The 20,016-nt window shown below is 43.4% G+C and carries 14 protein-coding genes; 2 read left to right on the forward strand and 12 right to left on the reverse strand.

Annotated elements, in window-relative coordinates:
- Positions 1-2,203: 2,203 nt before the first annotated feature.
- From L4D76_RS24200 to L4D76_RS24255, 12 genes are all read right to left on the reverse strand, one after another.
- Positions 2,204-3,214: a sulfatase/phosphatase domain-containing protein gene (locus L4D76_RS24200; RefSeq protein WP_428443425.1), complete on the reverse strand. Its 1,011-nt coding sequence runs from the start codon at positions 3,212-3,214 to the stop codon at positions 2,204-2,206.
- A gap of 340 nt (positions 3,215-3,554) precedes the next feature.
- Positions 3,555-3,851 (reverse strand): sulfatase-like hydrolase/transferase, encoded by a 297-nt coding sequence (locus tag L4D76_RS24205; RefSeq protein WP_428443426.1) that lies wholly within the window; start codon positions 3,849-3,851, stop codon positions 3,555-3,557.
- Between the two features lie 42 nt (positions 3,852-3,893).
- Complete coding sequence (locus tag L4D76_RS24210) at positions 3,894-4,448, reverse strand: hypothetical protein (RefSeq protein WP_428443427.1); 555 nt, start codon at positions 4,446-4,448, stop codon at positions 3,894-3,896.
- Position 4,449: 1 nt separating this feature from the next.
- Positions 4,450-5,883, reverse strand: a complete 1,434-nt coding sequence (locus L4D76_RS24215; protein ID WP_428443428.1) for a sulfatase-like hydrolase/transferase — start codon at positions 5,881-5,883, stop codon at positions 4,450-4,452.
- Between the two features lie 37 nt (positions 5,884-5,920).
- Positions 5,921-6,124 carry a hypothetical protein gene (locus tag L4D76_RS24220; protein ID WP_428443429.1) on the reverse strand — a complete coding sequence of 68 codons (204 nt, stop codon included), beginning with the start codon at positions 6,122-6,124 and terminating at the stop codon, positions 5,921-5,923.
- A 30-nt stretch (positions 6,125-6,154) separates the two neighbouring features.
- On the reverse strand, positions 6,155-8,509 hold the full coding sequence (locus L4D76_RS24225; RefSeq protein ID WP_428443430.1) for a glycoside hydrolase family 3 C-terminal domain-containing protein: 2,355 nt from the start codon (positions 8,507-8,509) through the stop codon (positions 6,155-6,157).
- A gap of 160 nt (positions 8,510-8,669) precedes the next feature.
- Complete coding sequence (locus tag L4D76_RS24230; protein ID WP_428443431.1) at positions 8,670-10,877, reverse strand: beta-glucosidase; 2,208 nt, start codon at positions 10,875-10,877, stop codon at positions 8,670-8,672.
- A gap of 181 nt (positions 10,878-11,058) precedes the next feature.
- Positions 11,059-12,615, reverse strand: coding sequence for an alpha-L-arabinofuranosidase C-terminal domain-containing protein (locus tag L4D76_RS24235; RefSeq protein ID WP_428443432.1), 1,557 nt, complete (start codon positions 12,613-12,615; stop codon positions 11,059-11,061).
- Between the two features lie 305 nt (positions 12,616-12,920).
- A complete protein-coding gene (locus tag L4D76_RS24240) occupies positions 12,921-13,451 on the reverse strand; it encodes a hypothetical protein (protein ID WP_428443433.1) in 531 nt (176 codons plus the stop codon).
- Between the two features lie 57 nt (positions 13,452-13,508).
- Positions 13,509-14,642 carry a BamA/TamA family outer membrane protein gene (locus tag L4D76_RS24245; protein WP_428443434.1) on the reverse strand — a complete coding sequence of 378 codons (1,134 nt, stop codon included), beginning with the start codon at positions 14,640-14,642 and terminating at the stop codon, positions 13,509-13,511.
- Between the two features lie 190 nt (positions 14,643-14,832).
- Positions 14,833-16,152 (reverse strand): xylose isomerase, encoded by a 1,320-nt coding sequence (gene xylA / locus L4D76_RS24250; protein WP_428443435.1) that lies wholly within the window; start codon positions 16,150-16,152, stop codon positions 14,833-14,835.
- A gap of 183 nt (positions 16,153-16,335) precedes the next feature.
- A complete protein-coding gene (locus tag L4D76_RS24255; protein ID WP_428443436.1) occupies positions 16,336-16,551 on the reverse strand; it encodes a hypothetical protein in 216 nt (71 codons plus the stop codon).
- A 360-nt stretch (positions 16,552-16,911) separates the two neighbouring features.
- Here L4D76_RS24255 and L4D76_RS24260 point away from each other — a divergent pair, with 360 nt between their 5' ends.
- Positions 16,912-17,448 (forward strand): YtfJ family protein, encoded by a 537-nt coding sequence (locus L4D76_RS24260; protein WP_428443437.1) that lies wholly within the window; start codon positions 16,912-16,914, stop codon positions 17,446-17,448.
- Between the two features lie 57 nt (positions 17,449-17,505).
- Positions 17,506-19,896, forward strand: coding sequence for a GH36-type glycosyl hydrolase domain-containing protein (locus L4D76_RS24265; protein WP_428443438.1), 2,391 nt, complete (start codon positions 17,506-17,508; stop codon positions 19,894-19,896).
- Positions 19,897-20,016: the final 120 nt, after the last annotated feature.

Consider the following 20,016-nt stretch of genomic DNA (forward strand, 5'->3'; position numbering starts at 1 on the left):
CCATAGGTGGTGGTCGGTACTGATGTYGCTATACCTAGAAACGTACAGTTTTCATCGGCCAGTGACAGTAAAAATAGGTACTACACCATAGGTGGTGGCCGGTACTGATGCTGCTATACCTAAAACACTGCAGTTTTCATCGGCCAGTRACAGTAAAAATAGGTACTWCGCCATAGGTGGTGGTCGGTACTGATGTCGCTATACCTAGAAACGTACAGTTTTCATCGGCCAGTGACAGTAAAAATAGGTACTACGCCATAGGTGGTGGCCGGTACTGGTGTCGCTATACCTAGAAACGTACAGTTTTCATCGGCCAGTGACAGTAAAAATAGGTACTACGCCATAGGTGGTGGCCGGTACCTATGCCGCTATACCTAAAACACTGCAGTTTTCGCCGGTCAGAGACAGTAGAAATAGGTACGCACCTTGGCGGGTAGTCGATACTGATGCCGTTAGACCTAGAACCGTACAGTTTTCGTCGGGCAGTGGCAGTAGAATAGGTACAGCGCCTTGGCGAGAAGGTTGTGAACATGGCCATATACCTAAAATACTGCACTTTTCATCAGGTGATGGAAATGAATATGGATGTTTCACTATGCCTGATTGCTGGCACCAGTCTTTGAGAAGATACGCTGCTCCTACTTGTGTATCTGAATCAGCTTATGCAAAAGACTAACACGCTTGGGGAAAAGTGAATTTGGTCTATCTATACATCCCCTAAGCAGACTATTTTTTGGCTTAAGCATTATCAGATAGATTCAATTGGTAACTAGCTGGTAGGTCTTATTGCCTAATTCAGCCCAAAAGCCTGCAAGAAAAATGGCGATCTTCAGCAGTTAGTCTGATTCGAATTCCTATGCAAGTGTTGTTCGCTTGTTCCTTTCTGTTTTGCCCCCTTTGCCTCATACGTGACAATATCACGTTGTGCCACAGCCACTTTTTCCAGGTAGGAGATCTGCTTGATCAGCGTCTATCCAGCGTAGTAAAAAAATGAGTGGAAACCCGACGGGTATTGGTGAATGGTTAGCGCACACGTTGTAATGTCATATCGTTCCTTATTTGTTCGGTGCCGGCTTTGGTGATTCCGGCAATATGTCATCGACACTTATGGTGTTAGTTCGGTGCCGACTTTGGATGATGCGCCTTCCCTTTCTCTGACTTGTAATTTATCTCGACACCGTTCGGTGCCGAGTTGGGCCAATTATCATACAGGTACGGGATTAGTCTTCAGTTTCAGTTCGGTGCCGGATTTGCCTGATATATATCCGGGGGTAGAGATTATGTTGAGCTTCAGAAAAGACGGCCCCTTTTTTCTGTCACGGTTTACGCTGTTATTCCAGCACCGTTCGGTGCCGAGTTGGACCAATTATCATACAGGTACGGGATTAGTCTTCAGTTTCAGTTCGGTGCCGGATTTGCCTGATATATACCCGAGGGCTGGGGTAACGTTGAGCTTCAGAAAAGACGGCCCCTTTTTTCTGTCACGGTTTACGCTGTTATTCCAGCACCGTTCGGTGCCGAGTTGGACCAATTATCATACAGATACGGGATTAGCCTTCAGTTTCAGTTCGGTGCCGGATTTGCCTGATATATATCCGAGGGCTGGGGTAACGTTGAGCTTCAAACAAGACAACCTCTTCTCCCTGTCAGGACTGCTAGTTATTTGCTGGTAGAAGAAAATAAAGTTATCTGAGACCTCTGAGAAGCCCGCTGTGACTTCTAGATAATGAATGGCGTAATCTAGTGAAATATCCAGAAGTCCCATGAGACTTCTCTGAGGTCACCTAGAACTTCTAGTGCAATTTTAATTGTCAATTTTTGCTCAATCATTTTACGGAAGTCCAGCAAGACTTCTTAGAAGTCACAGCGGACTCCCACAAAATAATAACTCCTCCTTACCATCATGATAGGCTCTTGTTGTACTCTGCGTATTGTTGATTTACTGATGTGATATCACAGCCATCGGACTATTTCTTTCCCAATCTTGACGAAGGATAGAACGCAATGCTCTTTTATTGGGCTCGGTCGCAAACTGAATCATGATTATGGAAATACCTTTCTCCTTATGGCGCCATAAAGCTGTGCGTTGATGAATGTCGATGAAATACATGCTTGTGACCAAAGCACTCAGCCAGAAATCTGATATTTAATACCCTATGTCATAAGATGTATTAAACCCCTTAATCGAGGGGCTTAATTTTGTTTAAAGCTTAATAAATGTCTCTTCGCTTTCTGCCCAGCCATAGCGAATAGCTTTGGTGATTATATTGTTCATGTCATCAGTGATTTCAATGGGCCTAGTGTATAGCTGCCAAGCCCCACCGTTTATACGGTAACCAATAGACGCAGCAGGGTTATCGTTAGTGATAACGACTTTTCCGTTCCAAACGTTCAATTCGCTGCTTTCCGTTATCGGCTGAACGCTGTTAGGCCAGAATTCCTCTGCCAGCTCAGACTCAGGGATTAGACGGAAGTCTTCATCGCGTTCTTGCCACTTCGCTAGCTGTGCTCTCATGCGCTCTAAGGTTTCTTTGTACTCTGGGTTATTAGAAATATCTTTAAGCTCGTCAGGGTCGCTTAGAGTGTCAAATAGCTGCTCTTCAGATTGCAAGTCGAACCACTGATTTTGTTCAGCAGTCAAAGTACCTTCTTCGCGCATTCTCCACATATCATCCATCATCACCATACCATCACGGAAAGCGACATGCTGACCTGCAGGAACATCGGTGCGATAGTTGCGCATATATTTGAATCGGCCATCACTTACAGCACGAACGCGATCCTCTGCTTCATCCATGCGATCTTTGGCTGCATAGATGTATTCGCGATTAGCGCCGCCCTCAACAGTAAAGTCCTTACCTACCATATACTCGGGAATATCAGCGCCAGTCATAGACAGGATTGTTGGAGCTATATCGACGAAGCTAATTAGCTGGTCATCCGTAGTACCAGCCTTAACGTGCTTAGGTCGCCACTTTTCAGGCCAATAGATGGTCATCGGCACTTTTAGACTTGAGTCGTACACCTCTCGCTTAGCTCGAGGGAAACCGTCACCATGATCTGTTGTCCAGATAATGATTGTGTCATTAGACAGCCCATCTTCTTCAAGCTGAGCAAGGATCTCGCCAACTCGCTCATCCATTGTGATCGAGTTGTTGTACTGCATGGCAATAGTTTCACGAACTGCAGGGGTATCAGGGAAATAAGGCGGCACAGTGACTTGATCTGGAGTTACAATTGCGAATACCCATGATTGACTGAATTATGCCCCGAGAGAAGTCCCAACGCGGGAATAGGGCTGATTCGTGTGTTTCTAAGAATGCGTACATACCAAAGAACGGCTTGCCTTCTGGCCGTTTGTTCCAGTAAACACCTTGAGTTGAGCTTGCTTCAGCGTCCCATATGGTAAATGGCCCCTGATTTGGCAATGGTCCCGAGAATTGATAGTCGAGCTTGCTGTTCTCATAAGTCCAGTACCCAGACTGACGCAAAATTTCCGGAAATGCATTGATATGAGCTGGTGGAACTGTCAGGTAATCTTGGTCGTTGAAAAGCTAGTAATCAGAGGTACGCATGCCACCAGCGCCAATAGCGTTTTGGTGTACGCCGGTGATCAACGCTGCTCGAGAAGGGGCACTAACACCAGATGTCGTGTAAACGTTCGTGTCTTTGACACTCTTGGCCGCCAGCATATCGATATTTGGTGTAATGGCAACTTCATCACCAAAAGCCCCAATTCTAGGGCTTAAGTCTTCAGCTACAAGAAAGAGGATGTTTGGCTGTTCTTGCGCTAGAGATGGAGCGGCAATAAGTGCCGTACATATGGCCAGAGCAGATTTAGATATTTTCATTCTATTGTCTCGAAAAAATGGGCTGCAATGCAGCCCAATTAATTAACCAAAAATCATTAGATACACATCTAAGTAGCCCATCAGAATGAATGGGTCATAACCCATAGCACCCCAGAAATAGCTCTCGATGCCAAAAATAATAATGAACGGTAGGAAGTAAAGAAGGGCAGGTAAGATCTTAACTTCTTTCTTTTGAACAAATTTTTCTATCATTCGTGCGACTACTTCAATCAGGCCAAACGATAAAAAGATTAAGCAGTAATAGAAGATGTACCATCCCTGCAGGCCAGCATATATGCCTTCTGCTACGCCAAAGAACTCGATAGCGTTATAGATTTCCTTCATGTGCCATAGGAACGGGACAAGCAAAGCAATCTTAATGGCTTCTTTACCAACAGAACCGGCTACTCGTGCGCCGATATAAGAGATTGGGCCACTGGTAAGAATGATGCAAAATACCATTAGGCCAAATGTATTCCCCATCTCTAATGACATGCCAGCTTTCCAGCCATAGTCAAAGGCGATAGTCGTCAGAATCAATAAAGCAAGTGTGCTTAATGATGTGTACCATTGCTTTTTTGGTAGCGTAAAAGTCATCTTATTCGCCCTTAATTACTGGTTTGATACTTAGTGGCGTTTCAATGCTTTCCACTTGGTTGTCTAGTCGCGCATATAAGTCTGCTTTGATGTCGTTCAGCTCTGACTTATCAATCAGGTTGTGACGCTCTTCTGGATCAGCAATTAGATCGTATAGTTCGTCTTCTTTGCTAGTTTCAAAGGTGATCAGCTTATAACGCTCAGTTCGAAGGGCTGTTTGCTCAGGGGCAGGATATGGGAAGTCTTTGAAGTATTTGTAAACCCATTCGTTGCGAACGCTCTCGACTTCTCCGTCAAGAATAGGCTTAAGGCTCTTTCCTTGCATGTGGTCAGGGATGTCAATACCGGCCATATCAAGCAGAGTAGGGGCAAGGTCAATGTTGACCATCATGCCTTTTTTATTTGTACCCGGGTTTTTGATGCCATCAGGGTATCTAACGATAAACGGAATGCGCATAGACTCTTCATAAGCCCAACGTTTGTCGATTAAGCGATGCTCACCCCACATATAGCCGTTATCGCCAGCAAAGATCACAATGGTGTTGTCAGCAATGCCAAGCTCATCAATCTTATCTAAAACCACGCCAATCTGTTGGTCTAGCGCTTCTGCTGTCTCAGCATAGTCTTTGATTTTGCCTTCGATGGTGGTGAACATCGTATGCTTGAACATTGAGTCAGTCATAGACGCCCACGAAGTAGAACCTTCAGGCAATGTTATCTTTTGATCTTTATGGCGCCCTTTAGCTTCCTCATCTGGGATCATAGGCAAGTGGACAGCCTTGTGAGACAAGTAAACAGAAAATGGCTTGCCTGCCGCTACGCTGTTTTCCATGAACTTATTGTTCATTTGGGTTAGCTCATCGGTGATGTAGCCGTTCATTTCAATGCCGTCCATAGGAGCAACACCGTAATCAAGCTCAACACCGTTGGCAATATAAGGTGTCCCATAGTAATCGCCTTGACCATGCATCCATTCAAAAGAAATGTATTCATCTAGACCGCGAAGAGCAGGAAGACCACCAGGCATATGCCATTTGCCAATGAATGCTGTTTGGTAGCCAGCTTTTTTCAAATATTCAAAGTAGGTAACGTTCTTGTTATCCCACTTGGTAAAATTGTTTTGAACACCATGTTGTTGAGGGTTTAGACCAGTGATCATGCTTGCGCGTGACGGACTACTTAGTGAAGAGGTAACAAAGGCATTGTCAAAAGAAACGCCTTCCTCCATTAGTCGGTCAATATTTGGGGTTTTAACAAACTCATGGCCTTTTCCGCTAAGAAAGTCATAGCGGTAATCATCGGCAAGAATATATACGATATTCGGCTGAGTTGGTTTAGTCTCAATAGCTGTTGGCACTTTAGCGTCGTCTTGTGCTATTGCAGCGAATGAGGAAAGCGCTGTGCAAATAGCTAACGCTGTTTTTGCTTTTTTCATTGTATCTCCAAAGAAAAAATATCTATTTCTGAATTAATTATTCGTCTTCTTTAATGACGTTGAAGTACAAGCTGATCTTTTTGCCAGACCGCTTTTCTTCTCTCTTCATTAGGAAATAGAAGAAAGACATCGCCATTACGAATGTGAAAATGTTGATAACCGGTTTTGACTCAGGAAATAGAATAATCACCGCAAAACTGGAAATGGATATCAATAAAGCAAGTAAATGCTTCATGCGCACTATTAAGAGCCCCTAACGGGGCTCATGTCCTTATTTGATGAAACGAGTGATTAGACCGACAGCTTTGCCAAAAATCTTGTCATGTCGAGTTGAGTTGAGAGCCTTGATGATGAAATCCAATGTTCCTTCATCCATATCTTTGCCGCCATTGAATGACACCAAGTTACGTAGAGGCAATTCTTTAGCCATTTGAACCATTGCATCATTAGACGCCATGCCTTCATCGCCACCAGCTGCGCCAGCAATAATCTTCTTGTACAAGAATTTGCCAACAGGATGACGCTCAAGATCTGAAACGGTGAAGTTACGATTAATTTCTATGCTTTTGGCAAATACTTGTCTGTTTACAAATATTTTTTCGGCAGAAATCTTTGGCAGGGAAGCGGAGATATTTACGTGAATATTTTCACTTAGAGCGATATGCTCGCACGATTTCCCAACTTCAACTAAGAAGTCGCCAGAAGTAATACACCAGTCGCTAATGCTGACGTTAAAGAAAGCAAAGCAGCGAGGGTCAAGGTTGAATATGACTGTTTTGGATTCTTTGGGTTCAAGGTGAACCTTTGCGAAACGCTTAAGTTCGCGGATAGGACGGTCTAAAATTGGGAATTCTTCGCCAACATAAAGTTGAACGACTTCTTTGCCTGCTACAGAGCCGGTGTTAGTCACGCTAACAGAGACTTTATAGTTAAGGTCACTTTCTCGTGTAACTTGTAGGTTGCTATAGTCAAAGGCGGTATAGCTCAAGCCATGCCCAAATGGGAATTGCACATCATTGTTTTTCTTCTGATGAGAGCGATAGCCAATAAAGATCCCCTCTTCGTAAACAACTTCGTGATTTTTGCCGGGGAAATTACCCAGAGACGGGTCTTGAGATTCGTCGCGAATAAATGTTTCTGCCAAACGACCGCTAGGGTTGGCTTTACCGGTAAGAATTCGAGCCATTGCCTCTGCGCCAGATTCACCGGTTAACCAGCCTTCCACGATTGCAGGGCATGACTTCTCAAACGGGATCTTCACAGCAGAGCCATTGCTAAGAACAACGATTACGTTGCTATTGGCTTTCATTACTCGCTCTGCAAGAGCAAGGTGATTCGTAGGCATATCAAGATGAGTACGGTCAAAACCCTCTGACTCATAATCATCAGTCAAACCGATACAAAGAACGACTGCATCTGAGTTCTTGGATAGCTCTTCTGCTTGCTGAATCAGCGTCTCACAGACTTTGTCAGTGTTAGTGCTGTAACCCTGCGCAAATTCGATTTCAGAGCTGTGACACTCAGTACGAAGAGAATCTAAAAGAGTGCTGACCTTGTAAGGGCTTACTTTTGAGCTTCCGCTACCTTGATATCGTGGGGTATTAGCAAATCCACCGATGACAGCAATTTTTTTATACTTGCCGTCACTCATAGGAAGAACATTGTCTTCGTTCTTAAGAAGAACAATTGACTCTTCTGCCACTTCTCTCGCGATGTCATGAGCTTCATCAATAGAGTACGGGCTCGCCTCTATGTTTTTGCCACGAACTGTTAGATAGATAAGATTAGATACTGCGGTATCAATCTGTTCAATTGTGATGCGCTTTTCTTCAAGTGCCTTGATTACATTCTTCGGACCAACTTCGCCACTCGTAGGCATTTCTAAATCCATGCCATTTGCAACGGCAGCGCTAAGATGGTCAACAGCGCCCCAGTCACTAACGACTACGCCATCAAAGTCCCATTCGTCCCGTAAGATGTCATTGAGAAGACGGCTATTCTCTGAAGCATATACGCCGTTAATTCGGTTATAAGAACTCATTACCGTCCAAGGCTTCGCTTCTTTGACGGGTATTTCGAATGCGGCCAGGTAGATTTCGCGGAGAGTTCGCTCGTCAACAACAGCATTAACAACCATGCGATGATCTTCTTGGTTGTTAACCGCAAAGTGCTTAAGACTACATCCAACGCCTTCAGATTGAATGCCCTTGATCATTGCACTAGCCATTTTCCCTGACAATAAAGGGTCTTCAGAGAAATATTCAAAGTTGCGGCCGCAAAGAGGGGAGCGCTTGATGTTATTGCCAGGGCCAAGTAATACAGAAACATCTTCGTCCCTTGCACCACTACCTAAACTTTTGCCCATGCGTTCAGCAAGCTCTTCGTTGAAAGAGCAAGCAACTGCCGAAGCCGTAGGGAAACACACTGCGGTTACTGAGCCATTTAGACCTAGATGGTCTGCATCTCCCTCTTGCTTTCTTAGACCGTGTGGGCCATCGGTAAGCATGATGCTGTCTATGCCTAAGCGATCAATTGCTTTGGTTTCCCAAAAATTTTGACCAGTAAGAAGGGATGCTTTTTCTTCAATGGTAAGTTGGTCAACAATGCCTTTTATATTGTCTTTCATCTCTATACCCAGTTTATATTTTGAACAAATAATGCTCTTATATAAGTGGGCTGACAATTACGATATTTAACAAATACTATCTGCCACTTGTTTTTTGCGTTATCAGTCAAAATCAAAAAAAAGGGCAGTTAAAACTGCCCTTTTTGCTTATTGTTTAAAGCTACGCAGATAGTGCTTTTTCTGGATACAAGTTAGCGTCTAGCTTAATGAGCGCATCCTCTGATGAGCTATTGCCGACATACAGCTGATAATTCATCTCTTCAAATACGAATTCTTGCTTTTCAGGTGAGAAGTATTCAAGTTCTTTGACCATCACGTCGATAGACACGTTCTTAGTTTCACCAGCTTTAACTAGAACCTTCTCAAAGCCCTTAAGCTCTTTCTTGTGACGCTCAACAGTAGAGCCTTCGTAACCAACATAGACCTGAACAACTTCTTTGCCATCTACCTCGCCGGCATTGGTTACATCAACTGTCACACGAATGCGGTCATCAAATACTTCGCAAGACTGATTGCTCTGAGAGAAAGTTGTGTAGCTTAGGCCATGACCAAACGGATACATTGGCTTGATGTTTTTCTTATCAAGCAAGTAGTAGCCGTGATAGTAGTCGTATGTAAATACATCATCTTTGGTGCTGAAGTATGGAAGGTGCTCTTCGCTGTAAGGCGTACTGAACGGCATTTTGCCACTTGGGTTAACATCACCAAATAAAATTTTTGCTAGTGCATTGCCGCCTTCCATACCTGAATACCAGTTGTATAGAATGGCAGGGGCTTGGTCGTCCCAATCAGCAGTCATAATCATAGAACCGGCAATGATATTAACTACAGTGTTAGGGTTAATGCGGCCAATCTGACGAATCATCTCCGCTTGCGAGTTGCGAACGCCTAATCGAGAACGGTCACCGCCAACACCTTTGCCTTCTTCGTCAGAAGCAGTAATGTCTTTTTGACCGCCCATTACTAGCTTGTTACACAGCCATGCTTTCTTTGGCATATCAAGATTTCGATAGCCCTGAGAAATGATTTCGTAGTCAACGCCTTTATCTGGCACCAAAAACTCACCTTCGTCGGTATGGTCGCAACCAGCAAAGATAAGAACTACTTCTGCTTCAGAAGCGTATTTCTTGGCTTTTTCGATTTCTTTATCGCCACAATGAATGATCTCTACAGTATCGCCAAAGTAGCTCTTAATACCCTGCATAGGAGAAACCGTATAGTTAGGCTCAAGAGAGCTACTGCCATGATCTCCTAAATTTGCAGTTAGCGCAAAATCACCGACGACAAGTATTTTCTTAACTGTCTGAGGAAGTGGAAGAACGTTATTTTCGTTTTTAATTAAAGTCATAGACTCTTCAGCTACACGCAAAGCAACTTTAGTGTGGTCTGTGCATGCAGATAGATGAGTGCTGTAGTTCTGCTTATCTTCTTTCTCAGTGAAAGCGAGAGTGGTACGTATTACTCGGTGACAAGACTCATCGACAACGCTGATGTCTAATGAGCCATCATTAACGTATTTCACGATATTTTTGTGATAGAAAATAGGAGAAGGCATCTCCATATCCATACCGGCATTAAGAGCTTTAATTGCATCACGAATGCCAAAGAAGAAGTCTGAAGAAACAAAGCCTTCAAATCCCCACATGCCACGAAGAACGTCAGTCATTAACTCTTTGCTTTCACAAACTTGATGACCGTTATACAGGTTGTATGCGCCCATTAGAGATGCGGCGCCACCATCAACCACACATTTTTTGAAGTGAGGTAGGTAGATTTCGTGAAGTGAACGGTCGTCAACACGGATATCAACACGGAAGCGAGAGTTTTCGATGTTATTCATGGCGTAGTGTTTAACACAGGCCATTACACCATGGTCTTGAACTTGCTCTGTCAACGTAAGACCAAATTCGCCTACATGATACGGGTCTTCCCCGTAAGTTTCTTGAGCACGGCCCCAGGCAGGGTGGCGAAGAAGGTTAATACAGATACCGGCAAAGTAGTTACCGCCTTCAAAGGCACGCACTTCTTTTGCAATTACCTGACCAACATCTTTTTCAATGTCGCGATCAAATGTAGCGCCACGAGCCATGGATACTGGAAAACAAGTAGAGAATCCCATTGAAACGCCACGAGGACCATCAGAGAAGCCTACAGGTGGAACGCCTAATCGATCACAACCAAATGTGTTAATTGGAAGAGGGTTATAGAAATTCCCTTTTTTTAGAACACTGCTGATGTACGCATTGTTAAGAACGCGGTAGTTACCTGTAAGCAGCAAAGCCTTTTCTTCTAGAGTCATTTCAGAAAGAATTTTTGTGGCTTTTTCTTCGTAGTACTTTTTGCTTGCGCCAATCTTTTCGTAGAACACAGTTATATCTCCGTATTGGTTATTTAATACAGATTATTCCGTTATGATTTTTGGACAATTGCGATATTTAACAAATCGCAATATTCTGTGTTTAATCAGGCCTATGTCATAAAAAAGGGACAGATAATAATCTGTCCCTTTGAGGCGTTGATTTTTGTTTAATAACAATAGCGAACTAAGATTAAAGCTTTAGTTCGATGATGCTTACTGAGTGTGGAGGAAATTCAATTTCTTCACCAGCAACAAACGGCTTGTCAGAGGCAGTCTGCTCTGTAGTGACATCAGTACGGTCAATATCGTTGTAGGCGTCCTTGTGTGTACCAACAACAGAGTGAATTGAGTAACTGACAGGATTGATGTCGCCTTCAAATGCTAGCTTAAGCGGCTTGCTGTCTGTTGCGTGTTTGTTCAGCACAGAAACAGTCAGAACGTTATCAGAGGTGCGAATAGCAGAAACGATGTCAAACACGTCTACTTCCACATCATTAACTTCGTACTTCTCAATGTCACCTGACCATGTATCAACAAACTTGTCGCCCATCTTGTTAGCGTACAGATCAAACACATGGTACGTACTACGCTTAACAATGCCGTTTTCGTGAGTGAAGATTGCACCACGACCATTAACAACAGGCGAGAAGTTAGCCATGCCAATGATATCGCTGTTTCTAATACACATATTTAAGAAACCAGCCGTGAACAGTGCATCAGCCATAGTATAGATGCTGTTATCATCGGTCATGTTTCGAGGGTACAAGTACTCTTCTTTGGTAACACCGCTTGTAACACAAGGATGCATCCAAGCTCGTAAATTCCACTCGTCATAGGTAATTTTGATATGGTCAATGTCAAGAGAATCAAAGACGCCGCGTAGTTTTTTAACTGGCAATTCAGGGTGGTTTAGAATCGACATAACTTTTTCGTAGTTAGCATTCTTACCGTCCATAGAGATATACGGGATTAAACTATGGAATACAGCTGGGATACCGTAAGTTGTGTCAACATGTCCCCACTCACCCCACGTAACCGCATCCCAGTATCCGTGAAGCGAAATCCACTTAAGCTCATGCTTGTTCTCTTTAAGGATCTTGTATGTCCAATCAAGATCGGAAACCGTTGCCGCCACTGATAATTCAAGATTAGGTGTAATTCGAGTTAGAAGCTTCGCTGATTGCGCTGTGAATTTTGACCATTCTTCAACATCTTTGTGTCCAATCTGCATAGGGTAGTAATTTTCGTTACCGATGCTCCAGTATTTGACGTTGTAAGGTTCTTTATGGCCATTCGCAATTCGTTGCTTTGCAAACTCACCTTCATTTTCTAAATTACAATACTCAATCCAATTACTTGCATCTTCAGGAGTTGCTGTGCCCCCATTAGTACAAATGAATGGTTCAGCCTCAATCTTACGACAAAAATTTATGAACTCGTCAGTACCGAACGTATGCGGCTCTTCAACGCGCCAGTTTTTGTCAAAAACAGGAGTACGCTTTTCTCCAACACCTTTTTCCCAACGATAGTCATCAACAAAACAGCCACCAGGCCAACGCATAATTGGCGTTTTAATTTGCTTTAATGCCTCAATGACGTCAGTTCTAAGGCCGACTTCATCAGCAAACTTAGATGATGGGTCAAAAACGCCACCATAAACTTGACGATGGAAGTGTTCGACAAAATGGCCATAAATCATTGGGTTTACATTGCCTTTGGTTCGCTCTGTATTAATCTTGATTTTCATAGCAAATCCTACGTTAAGGTATTAGGGTACAAATAGAATGGTATTTAATGATCAGGCTTCATTGTCACTAATATATGACTCAGGCTAAATTACGTTTTTTGACAAAAATGATTCTAAAATGTTTATTGTGGGTTATATCTCTTTGTCGCTTGCAAATCTGACAAAGAGGGTGTTGGGAAGTAGATAGCAGATGAGTTTTAACTCATATGGGACTGAAAAACAGAGAACCCCACTTTTTGAGTGGGGTTCTTCAGTAGTCTAAAAGGGACAGATAATAATCTGTCCCGTTTTTATTTTTTGTCGAGCTAGGCATTAATACTTTGAGGGTTAACTGTGCCGACAGCTACAGCACCACGAGCGATGATTATTGCAAGAGTACAAGCGTAAGCTACTTTAAACGCCCAGTAGCCATACCAAGGAATACCGGCTTCAGGTGTGATAAGCGACATAATGCCCATCAGAATAAGAACGACAATGCCAGCCTTAAAGAAAATCTTAAAGATTGCCTTCTTCATAGTCATATCAACAGGCTTGAATTTGTTGATGTACTTAAGCATGTCGCTGTCTTTATTTATCCAATGCCCGGATAGAGATTCTTTAACCAGGAATTTCTTAGCGTCTGCGTGTACAAAGAAGAATACACAGCTACATAGGAAGAAGTTAGTAACTAGAAGGTCTTGAAGCATGCTATCCATGCCGCCAATTGGGATATAAAGTGTTTCCTGAGCTGCTTGGAAAGCAACCCAAGTAAATAGGCCATTAAGAACGAAGTTAATGGTGAACTGAATTTTCATCTGCTTTTTTGCAAATGCGCTATACGGTTGAGAAAGTTGCATAGTTGGCCTCTTTAGAAGGAAAGAGAGGCCGCAGTGCGGCCTCTCAGGAGATGAAGATTAGAATGCTTCAGATACGTTGAAGAACACTAGTACGTTGTCTTCTTCTTGGTCGTTGTAGGTAACGTCAAGACGCATGCTTAACTTGTCTTCTGGTACAAGCATGTAGCGTAGACCGCCGCCTACTGCGTAGTGAACACTGTCATCACCAGTTGTTTCATTCACATCAATTGCCTTAGCGAGGCCAACTGTGCCAACTACACCGACTTTCTCTGTTAGCCAGTGACGCAGTTGAAGGTCGGTACCAATAGCACTACGACCTGCAATTTCCATTGTGAAGCCGTAAGCAACTGAATCTAGAGAAGCCACAGTTGTTTGTGCTTCATCGTCATTCCAGTGAGCTTTTGCTCTAAATGCGAATGTTGTGTCGTCACCAATTGGAGCATACGTACGGAAATCTGCTTTAACGTTTGCATACTTCTCGTCGCCGTTTAGAGAAAACCCGCCCATAACAGGGACAAAGTCAGGGATAACTGCGCCATTTGTGTTTTCGACTTCCAACTGATTTGCTTGAATCTTTGCAAAGTAGCCGCTTGTAGGCGTTTGTTCGTTATCACGATTGTCAAAAGTGAATACCGCACCATACGATGTGATTGTTTTATCCGTGATCATGTTGATCGATCCAAATGGATTTGGATCATCACGAGTAAATTCAGTTTCGGTGTATGAGAATGCTGGGCCGAAATAAGCGTCCTCAAAAATTTGGTATTGCACAGTACCTTCAATAATCAAGGTGTCCTGTTCAACTTCTACAGTAGGGCTTCCACTCAGGCCCATGAAGTCCATAACATCTAGCTTCGCATACGTGTAGTTACCCATACCGGTAACAAGCCAATCGCTATTAGCGCCAAAATAGTTGTTTGATTCAGCTCGAACTACCCAGTTGCCGTTAGTACCATAGATGCCGAATAGCTTCGTAGAAGAGGTTTTTGCCCCAGGAGTTGTCTCATAAAGCATTGTAGGGATAACAGAACCGGCAAGGTCGAAGATTGGATCATAGAATGGGCCAATTGGCACAGCAAAACGAACGCCTTCTTTTGCTTCTGTTGTAGATGAGTCGTCTGCGGCCACTGCTGAGCCAGAACATATTCCGGCAATAACGCCAGCAAGAAGTAATTTCTTGTAATCTTTCATTGTTATAATTCCATTATATTGGATTAAGGTGTGTGGTCTTTCTATTGCTAATCCTGCTCTTAGAAAGACTTTTCAACAATTACGATATTTAACAAACAACATCCGCTATTTGTTTTATGAGCGTTTGGTCTCACTTCGATTAGGGTAAAAAAAAGGCAGCCAATGGCTGCCTTTTAATCGGTTGTTATTTTTACTTGAAGATAATTTGATTAACTACGTTTTCTAGGTGCTCTTGTTGACCTGAAACTGGTTTAGGATTGATGTCAGCTTCTACAGCGTGGTCAGCTAGAGACTCAAGAGAGAAGTCACCGCGTATGATTTTCGCACCTAAATCACAACTCCAACCCTTGTAGCGATCTGCAACATTCTCAGCCAGCACATCGTTCTCGATCATCTTAGCTGCTTTCTCAAGGGAAAGAGCCATTGTGTCCATACCGCCAATATGACCATGGAATAGATCAGCAGAGTCGATAGATTGACGACGCAGCTTGGTGTCGAAGTTGAAACCGCCGGTAGTAAAGCCACCCGCTTTTAGGATTTCATACATAACAAGCGCGTTTTCTTCTACGCTGTTAGGGAACTGGTCAGTATCCCAACCTAGTTGTGCATCGCCACGGTTAGCATCGATAGATCCAAATAGACCAAGAGAGGTTGCTGTTGCCACTTCGTGCTGGAAGCTGTGACCAGATAGAGTAGCGTGGTTTGCTTCGATATTTACTTTGATTTCGTTCTCTAGACCGAATTGCTTAAGGAAGCCATAAACAGTTGCTGTATCGTAGTCGTACTGGTGCTTAGTTGGCTCTTGTGGCTTAGGCTCAATTAGGATCGTGCCGCCAAAACCAATCTTGTGCTTGTGCTCAACAACCATCTGCATAAAGCGACCTAGCTGCTCGCGTTCTTGACGTAGGTCAGTATTTAGAAGTGTTTCGTAACCTTCGCGACCACCCCAAAGTACGTAGTTCTCACCACCTAGACGCTTAGTTGCACCCATAGCATTGAATACCTGAGTTGCTGCGTAAGCAAATACTTCTGGGTTAGGGTTAGAAGCCGCGCCAGACATGTAGCGAGGGTTAGAGAATGCGTTTGCAGTACCCCAAAGAAGCTTCATGCCGGTTTCAGATTGTTTCTGCTCTAGTACATCAACCATCTGTGCGAAGTTGTTAATGTACTCTTTTAGGTTTGCGCCTTCAGGAGCAACGTCAGTATCGTGGAAACAGTAGTAAGGAACGCTAAGTTTTGTGAAGAATTCAAATGCAGCGTCAGCTTTCATCTTAGCAACTTCTATTGGGTCATGGCTCTTAAGCCATGCGCGGTCATAAGTTGCATGGCCGAATGGGTCAGTCCCTTCCCAGCAGAAGTTATGCCAGTAACAAGCAGCAAAGCGCAGATGCTCGGCCATTGTTTTGCCAAGAATCACTTTCTCAGCGTCATACGCTTTAAACGCGAGAGGATTAGTAGATTCAGCACCTTCAAATTTAATTTTTTCGATGCCTTCAAAGAACTTAGTCACGTGGAACTCCAATGTGTGTTTGATTTAGCCTTATGCTGCTCCTTTCGCTATTGGCCAACAATTATGATATTTAACAAAAATTGGCTGCTATATTATTTGTGTGTTGCTTGTCTCATTTTATCTTAATTTTTATACAAAAAAGGCGACTATATGAATAGTCGCCTTTAAGTGAAGTGATGTTTTTTATGGCACATCAATGCCAGATAGTATGTGTTGGTCAATCTTTTGTAGCTCCTGTTTAGCAGCACTTTCGAAGTACTGGTCAATTTTTTGCTCTGCGTATGTGGCTGCGATTTGGCTTGTTTGAACTACATCATCTTTAACAAAAAAGCCGCCCGTGATGGAGGTGGCTGCTGTGAAGCCCGCTATGGCAAGGGTTGTTGCTTTTATGATTGGCATGATCTTCTCCCTGTTTACGCCTTGTTGAATAAAGGATTGTATCCTTTATTTATAGTGGATTCTCAGAGCTGCATTGCATGATTTCACTATTACCTTCTGCTGCTTGGTTAGCTCGATAGTTGCATGCGGCATCGGTAGCTAGGAATATGTAGACAATACCGCTAATTATCCATAACAATTTAAGGTTCATATTTGCCTCGTCAAAATTCAAGCTAAGTTTTGGTTTAATCCAGCTCAGTTTCATTTACGATATTTAACAAATGCCGCCCATTATCTTACAAAGGTGCGTCATGTCTATTTTTTCAACCATTAGGTGTATCAACCTATGTTCGAATTATTAAATACACATAGGAAATTATCGTGAAAACAAAAATTCTTTCTTTGGCGGCAGCTTTCGCTCTTATCCCTACAATCGCATCTGCTCATAACATCGAAGTAGGCAAAGTTCTTCCTGCTGCAACAGTTTCAGAGGGCGGTATCGCGTCGGTATCAGGCGATGATGTTGATTTCAATAAATGGAATACTGCTCAGCTTCCAACAAGTGGTACTACGGTAATTATTGCTGCAGCAGCTCGCCCTAGTGCGAACGAAATGACGCCTGAAGATTTGAATGAAAAACTTGAAAACAGCAAGAACATCAAATACTACAAACTAGTTAACGGTGACGATGCTCCGTTTGGTGCAGGTGTATTTATCAAAGGCGCGATCAAAGACGGAAAAGTTGCAAAGCCTAACGTTGAAACAGTTCTTGATGATAATGGCGAAGTTTTCTATGAGTGGGATTTACAGCCAGAAAGCTCAGCTGTTGTTGTTCTTAAAGATGGAAAGGTTGCTTACGTGCATGAAGGTACAATTACTGACGCTGAGAAGTCAGAAGTATTGAAGCAAATTATGTAATGGCTCATCAAAAATAATAACCGCAATTGCGGGCTTTTTTTATCTAGGTAAATAAAAATGAAAATAGACGTGAACTCAAAAGAATTTAAAGGCAACAGCATCTTTGGTGAGTGGATCATGAAAGATGGTCTACCTACGTTTAACTACAAGGTAAACCCTCTAACTACTCCTGAGTGTGAGTGGGAACCTATGCCACACCCAGTTACTCGTCGTAACTTCCATTACATAGGTAACAAAGCTGTTTCTTTCTTAGTTGATAACTACGGCACATCAGGCATGTGGGATGAACTAGAATGTTCTCGCTGGTTGACTCAAGCTGATTATCAAACTGGCGGTACTGGCTTCTCTAATATCGAAGAAGCTGACGGTACGACTTGGGGTACTTTTATTAAGAACGCTCCTGAAGGTTGCACTCCTGAGCGTCACTTTGGCCCTACTTCTTTCTCTGTTCACCCATTTCACAATGGTCTACACCTAGACCGTGAAATGATCATGCCAGAAGGCGATTTCCCTTGGGCATTCATCCGTGTTCGTGTAAGCCTTGATGAAGGTCAAGCAACTCGTACATTCAAGCTTTCTGAGGAATGGCGTCTTAAGCCTCTATACGCTCAACTAATGGTAACCCCAGAAGACCGTGAAGAGCTTTCTCAAGAGGTTAGCTATGATGTAATTCTTGGCGACCAAATCATCGCTCAAGAAATCTTTGCAGATGACGACTTTGCTGGCGCACCAGCTAAGATGATGATTGAGTCTTACAATGCAAGCTTCGAAGCTGCTACAAATGGCGAACAGCATCCAACATTTACGTTTACTGGCGAAGTAACTCTAGAAGCAGGCGAAACTAAAGAATTCTACTTCCGCTTTGGCCGTTACGACGAAGCACAAGTTGAAGTACCAGCGAACTTCTACCAAGAAACTCTAGAAGCAACTATTAAGCGTCTACCTACAGGTAGCTGCGAAGACCTACCTTACATGTCTGCTGAGCTTGTATGGAATGCTGCTGCTATCTACGGCATGGTATTTAAAGATAACATCATCGGCGATTTCACTATTAACCAAGGCTCTGCTTACGGCTTCGATATCGGTTGTAACGCGGCACCACGCGATCCGCTACAGTACGCTGTGGCAATGGCATACATGGAGCCTAAACTGTCTCTTGAGTGTCTACGCAATACTCTAGGTTGGGGTTCAGAAGATGGTGATTTACCGTTCACACTAGGTTCTGACAAAGAGCCAAGCCTGCTTTCTTTCCGTCCATCAGATCAAGGTCTGTGGGCTTTATGGGCTGCTTGTGAATACTTAGCCATGACTGGCGACCTTAAAGCTTTCGGTGAGATGCAATACTACCACCCTGAGCATGAGCAAGAGTCTGTGACTCTTAAAGAAAACCTAATCCGTCAATTCCGTTTCTTCATCGACGTTGTTGGTCGCGGTGCGGGTGGCCATCCACGTATTTGGAATGCTGATTGGCAGGATGATGTATTAGATTTCGCTGGTGACTATGATCGTCTACAAATGATCGAAGAAGGCGGTTCTGTATTTAACTCTGCTCTTGCAGCATGGGTTCTACCTAAGTTTGCTGGTCTAATGGCGAAACTAGGTGAGCCAGAGATTGAAAAAGAAGCTCGCGAACATGCCGCAGAATTACGTGCATTGGTTGCTAAGTCTCACAACGGCACTTACTTCTCTCGCGCAGTTGTTCCAACTGGTGAAATAGTAGGTGATGATATTTGTTGGATCGAAGTTCAAGCATTCGCTCTTCTTTGTGGTGCAGCCGAAGATGCTGGTCTAGTTGATAGCGTTCTTAAGTATGTTGACGACTTTAACGGCAAAGATAGCCCGTTAGGTGCGCGTACTATGTTTCCTCACACTGGTAAAGGTCGCGCTTCTCGCGGTGGTGTTTGGTACACAATCAACGAAAAACTAGCTGCTGGTGCTGCTAAGTGTGGTCGTCGCGATTGGGCTGTTGTAAACCTAGAGAAGATGAGCCTTCACAATAAGACCACAGCATACCCAACACGTTGGAATGGTGTTCTTTCTGGCCCTGACGCTTGGAATGCTCCTGAGTCTCTACTTAATAAGGGTGAATCTTGGGAAGGCTGGTATGACGAAGGCGCAGAAGGCGAAATTATTCCAGATCAAGAAAACCAAGATGCTCACGTAGAAGAAATTGATCCAGCTCTGATTGAAGTTGCGAAATACATGTCAATGCAGGCTTTCCCTGTATGTAACACTCACGCTCACACCAACCCAATTCTAGGCGTGCTTCACATTGGCGGTATTTTCGTTGATGAGAACTGTGATCTTGTTGTTGGCACTGGTATTGATTTCGAAGCACCACACTGGAAAGTTAATAAAGACGGTTCTGGCTGGATTATTACTGACCAAGAAATCACTGTTAACTCTGTAAACGGTAAGTTTACCGGTACTGGTAAAGTAGAATTCTAACTTAGACATTAATAAGACAAAGCCCCCTCAATGGAGGGGCTTTTTTTATGTAATCTCAAGTTGAAGGTTCGTTCTATGTGCATTCGATTAAAGCCGCCATAGTTGAGGATCATCGCCTCG

Origin of the sequence: Photobacterium sagamiensis (assembly GCF_050337085.1) — a bacterium.
Classification (GTDB): Bacteria; Pseudomonadota; Gammaproteobacteria; order Enterobacterales; family Vibrionaceae; genus Photobacterium; species Photobacterium sagamiensis.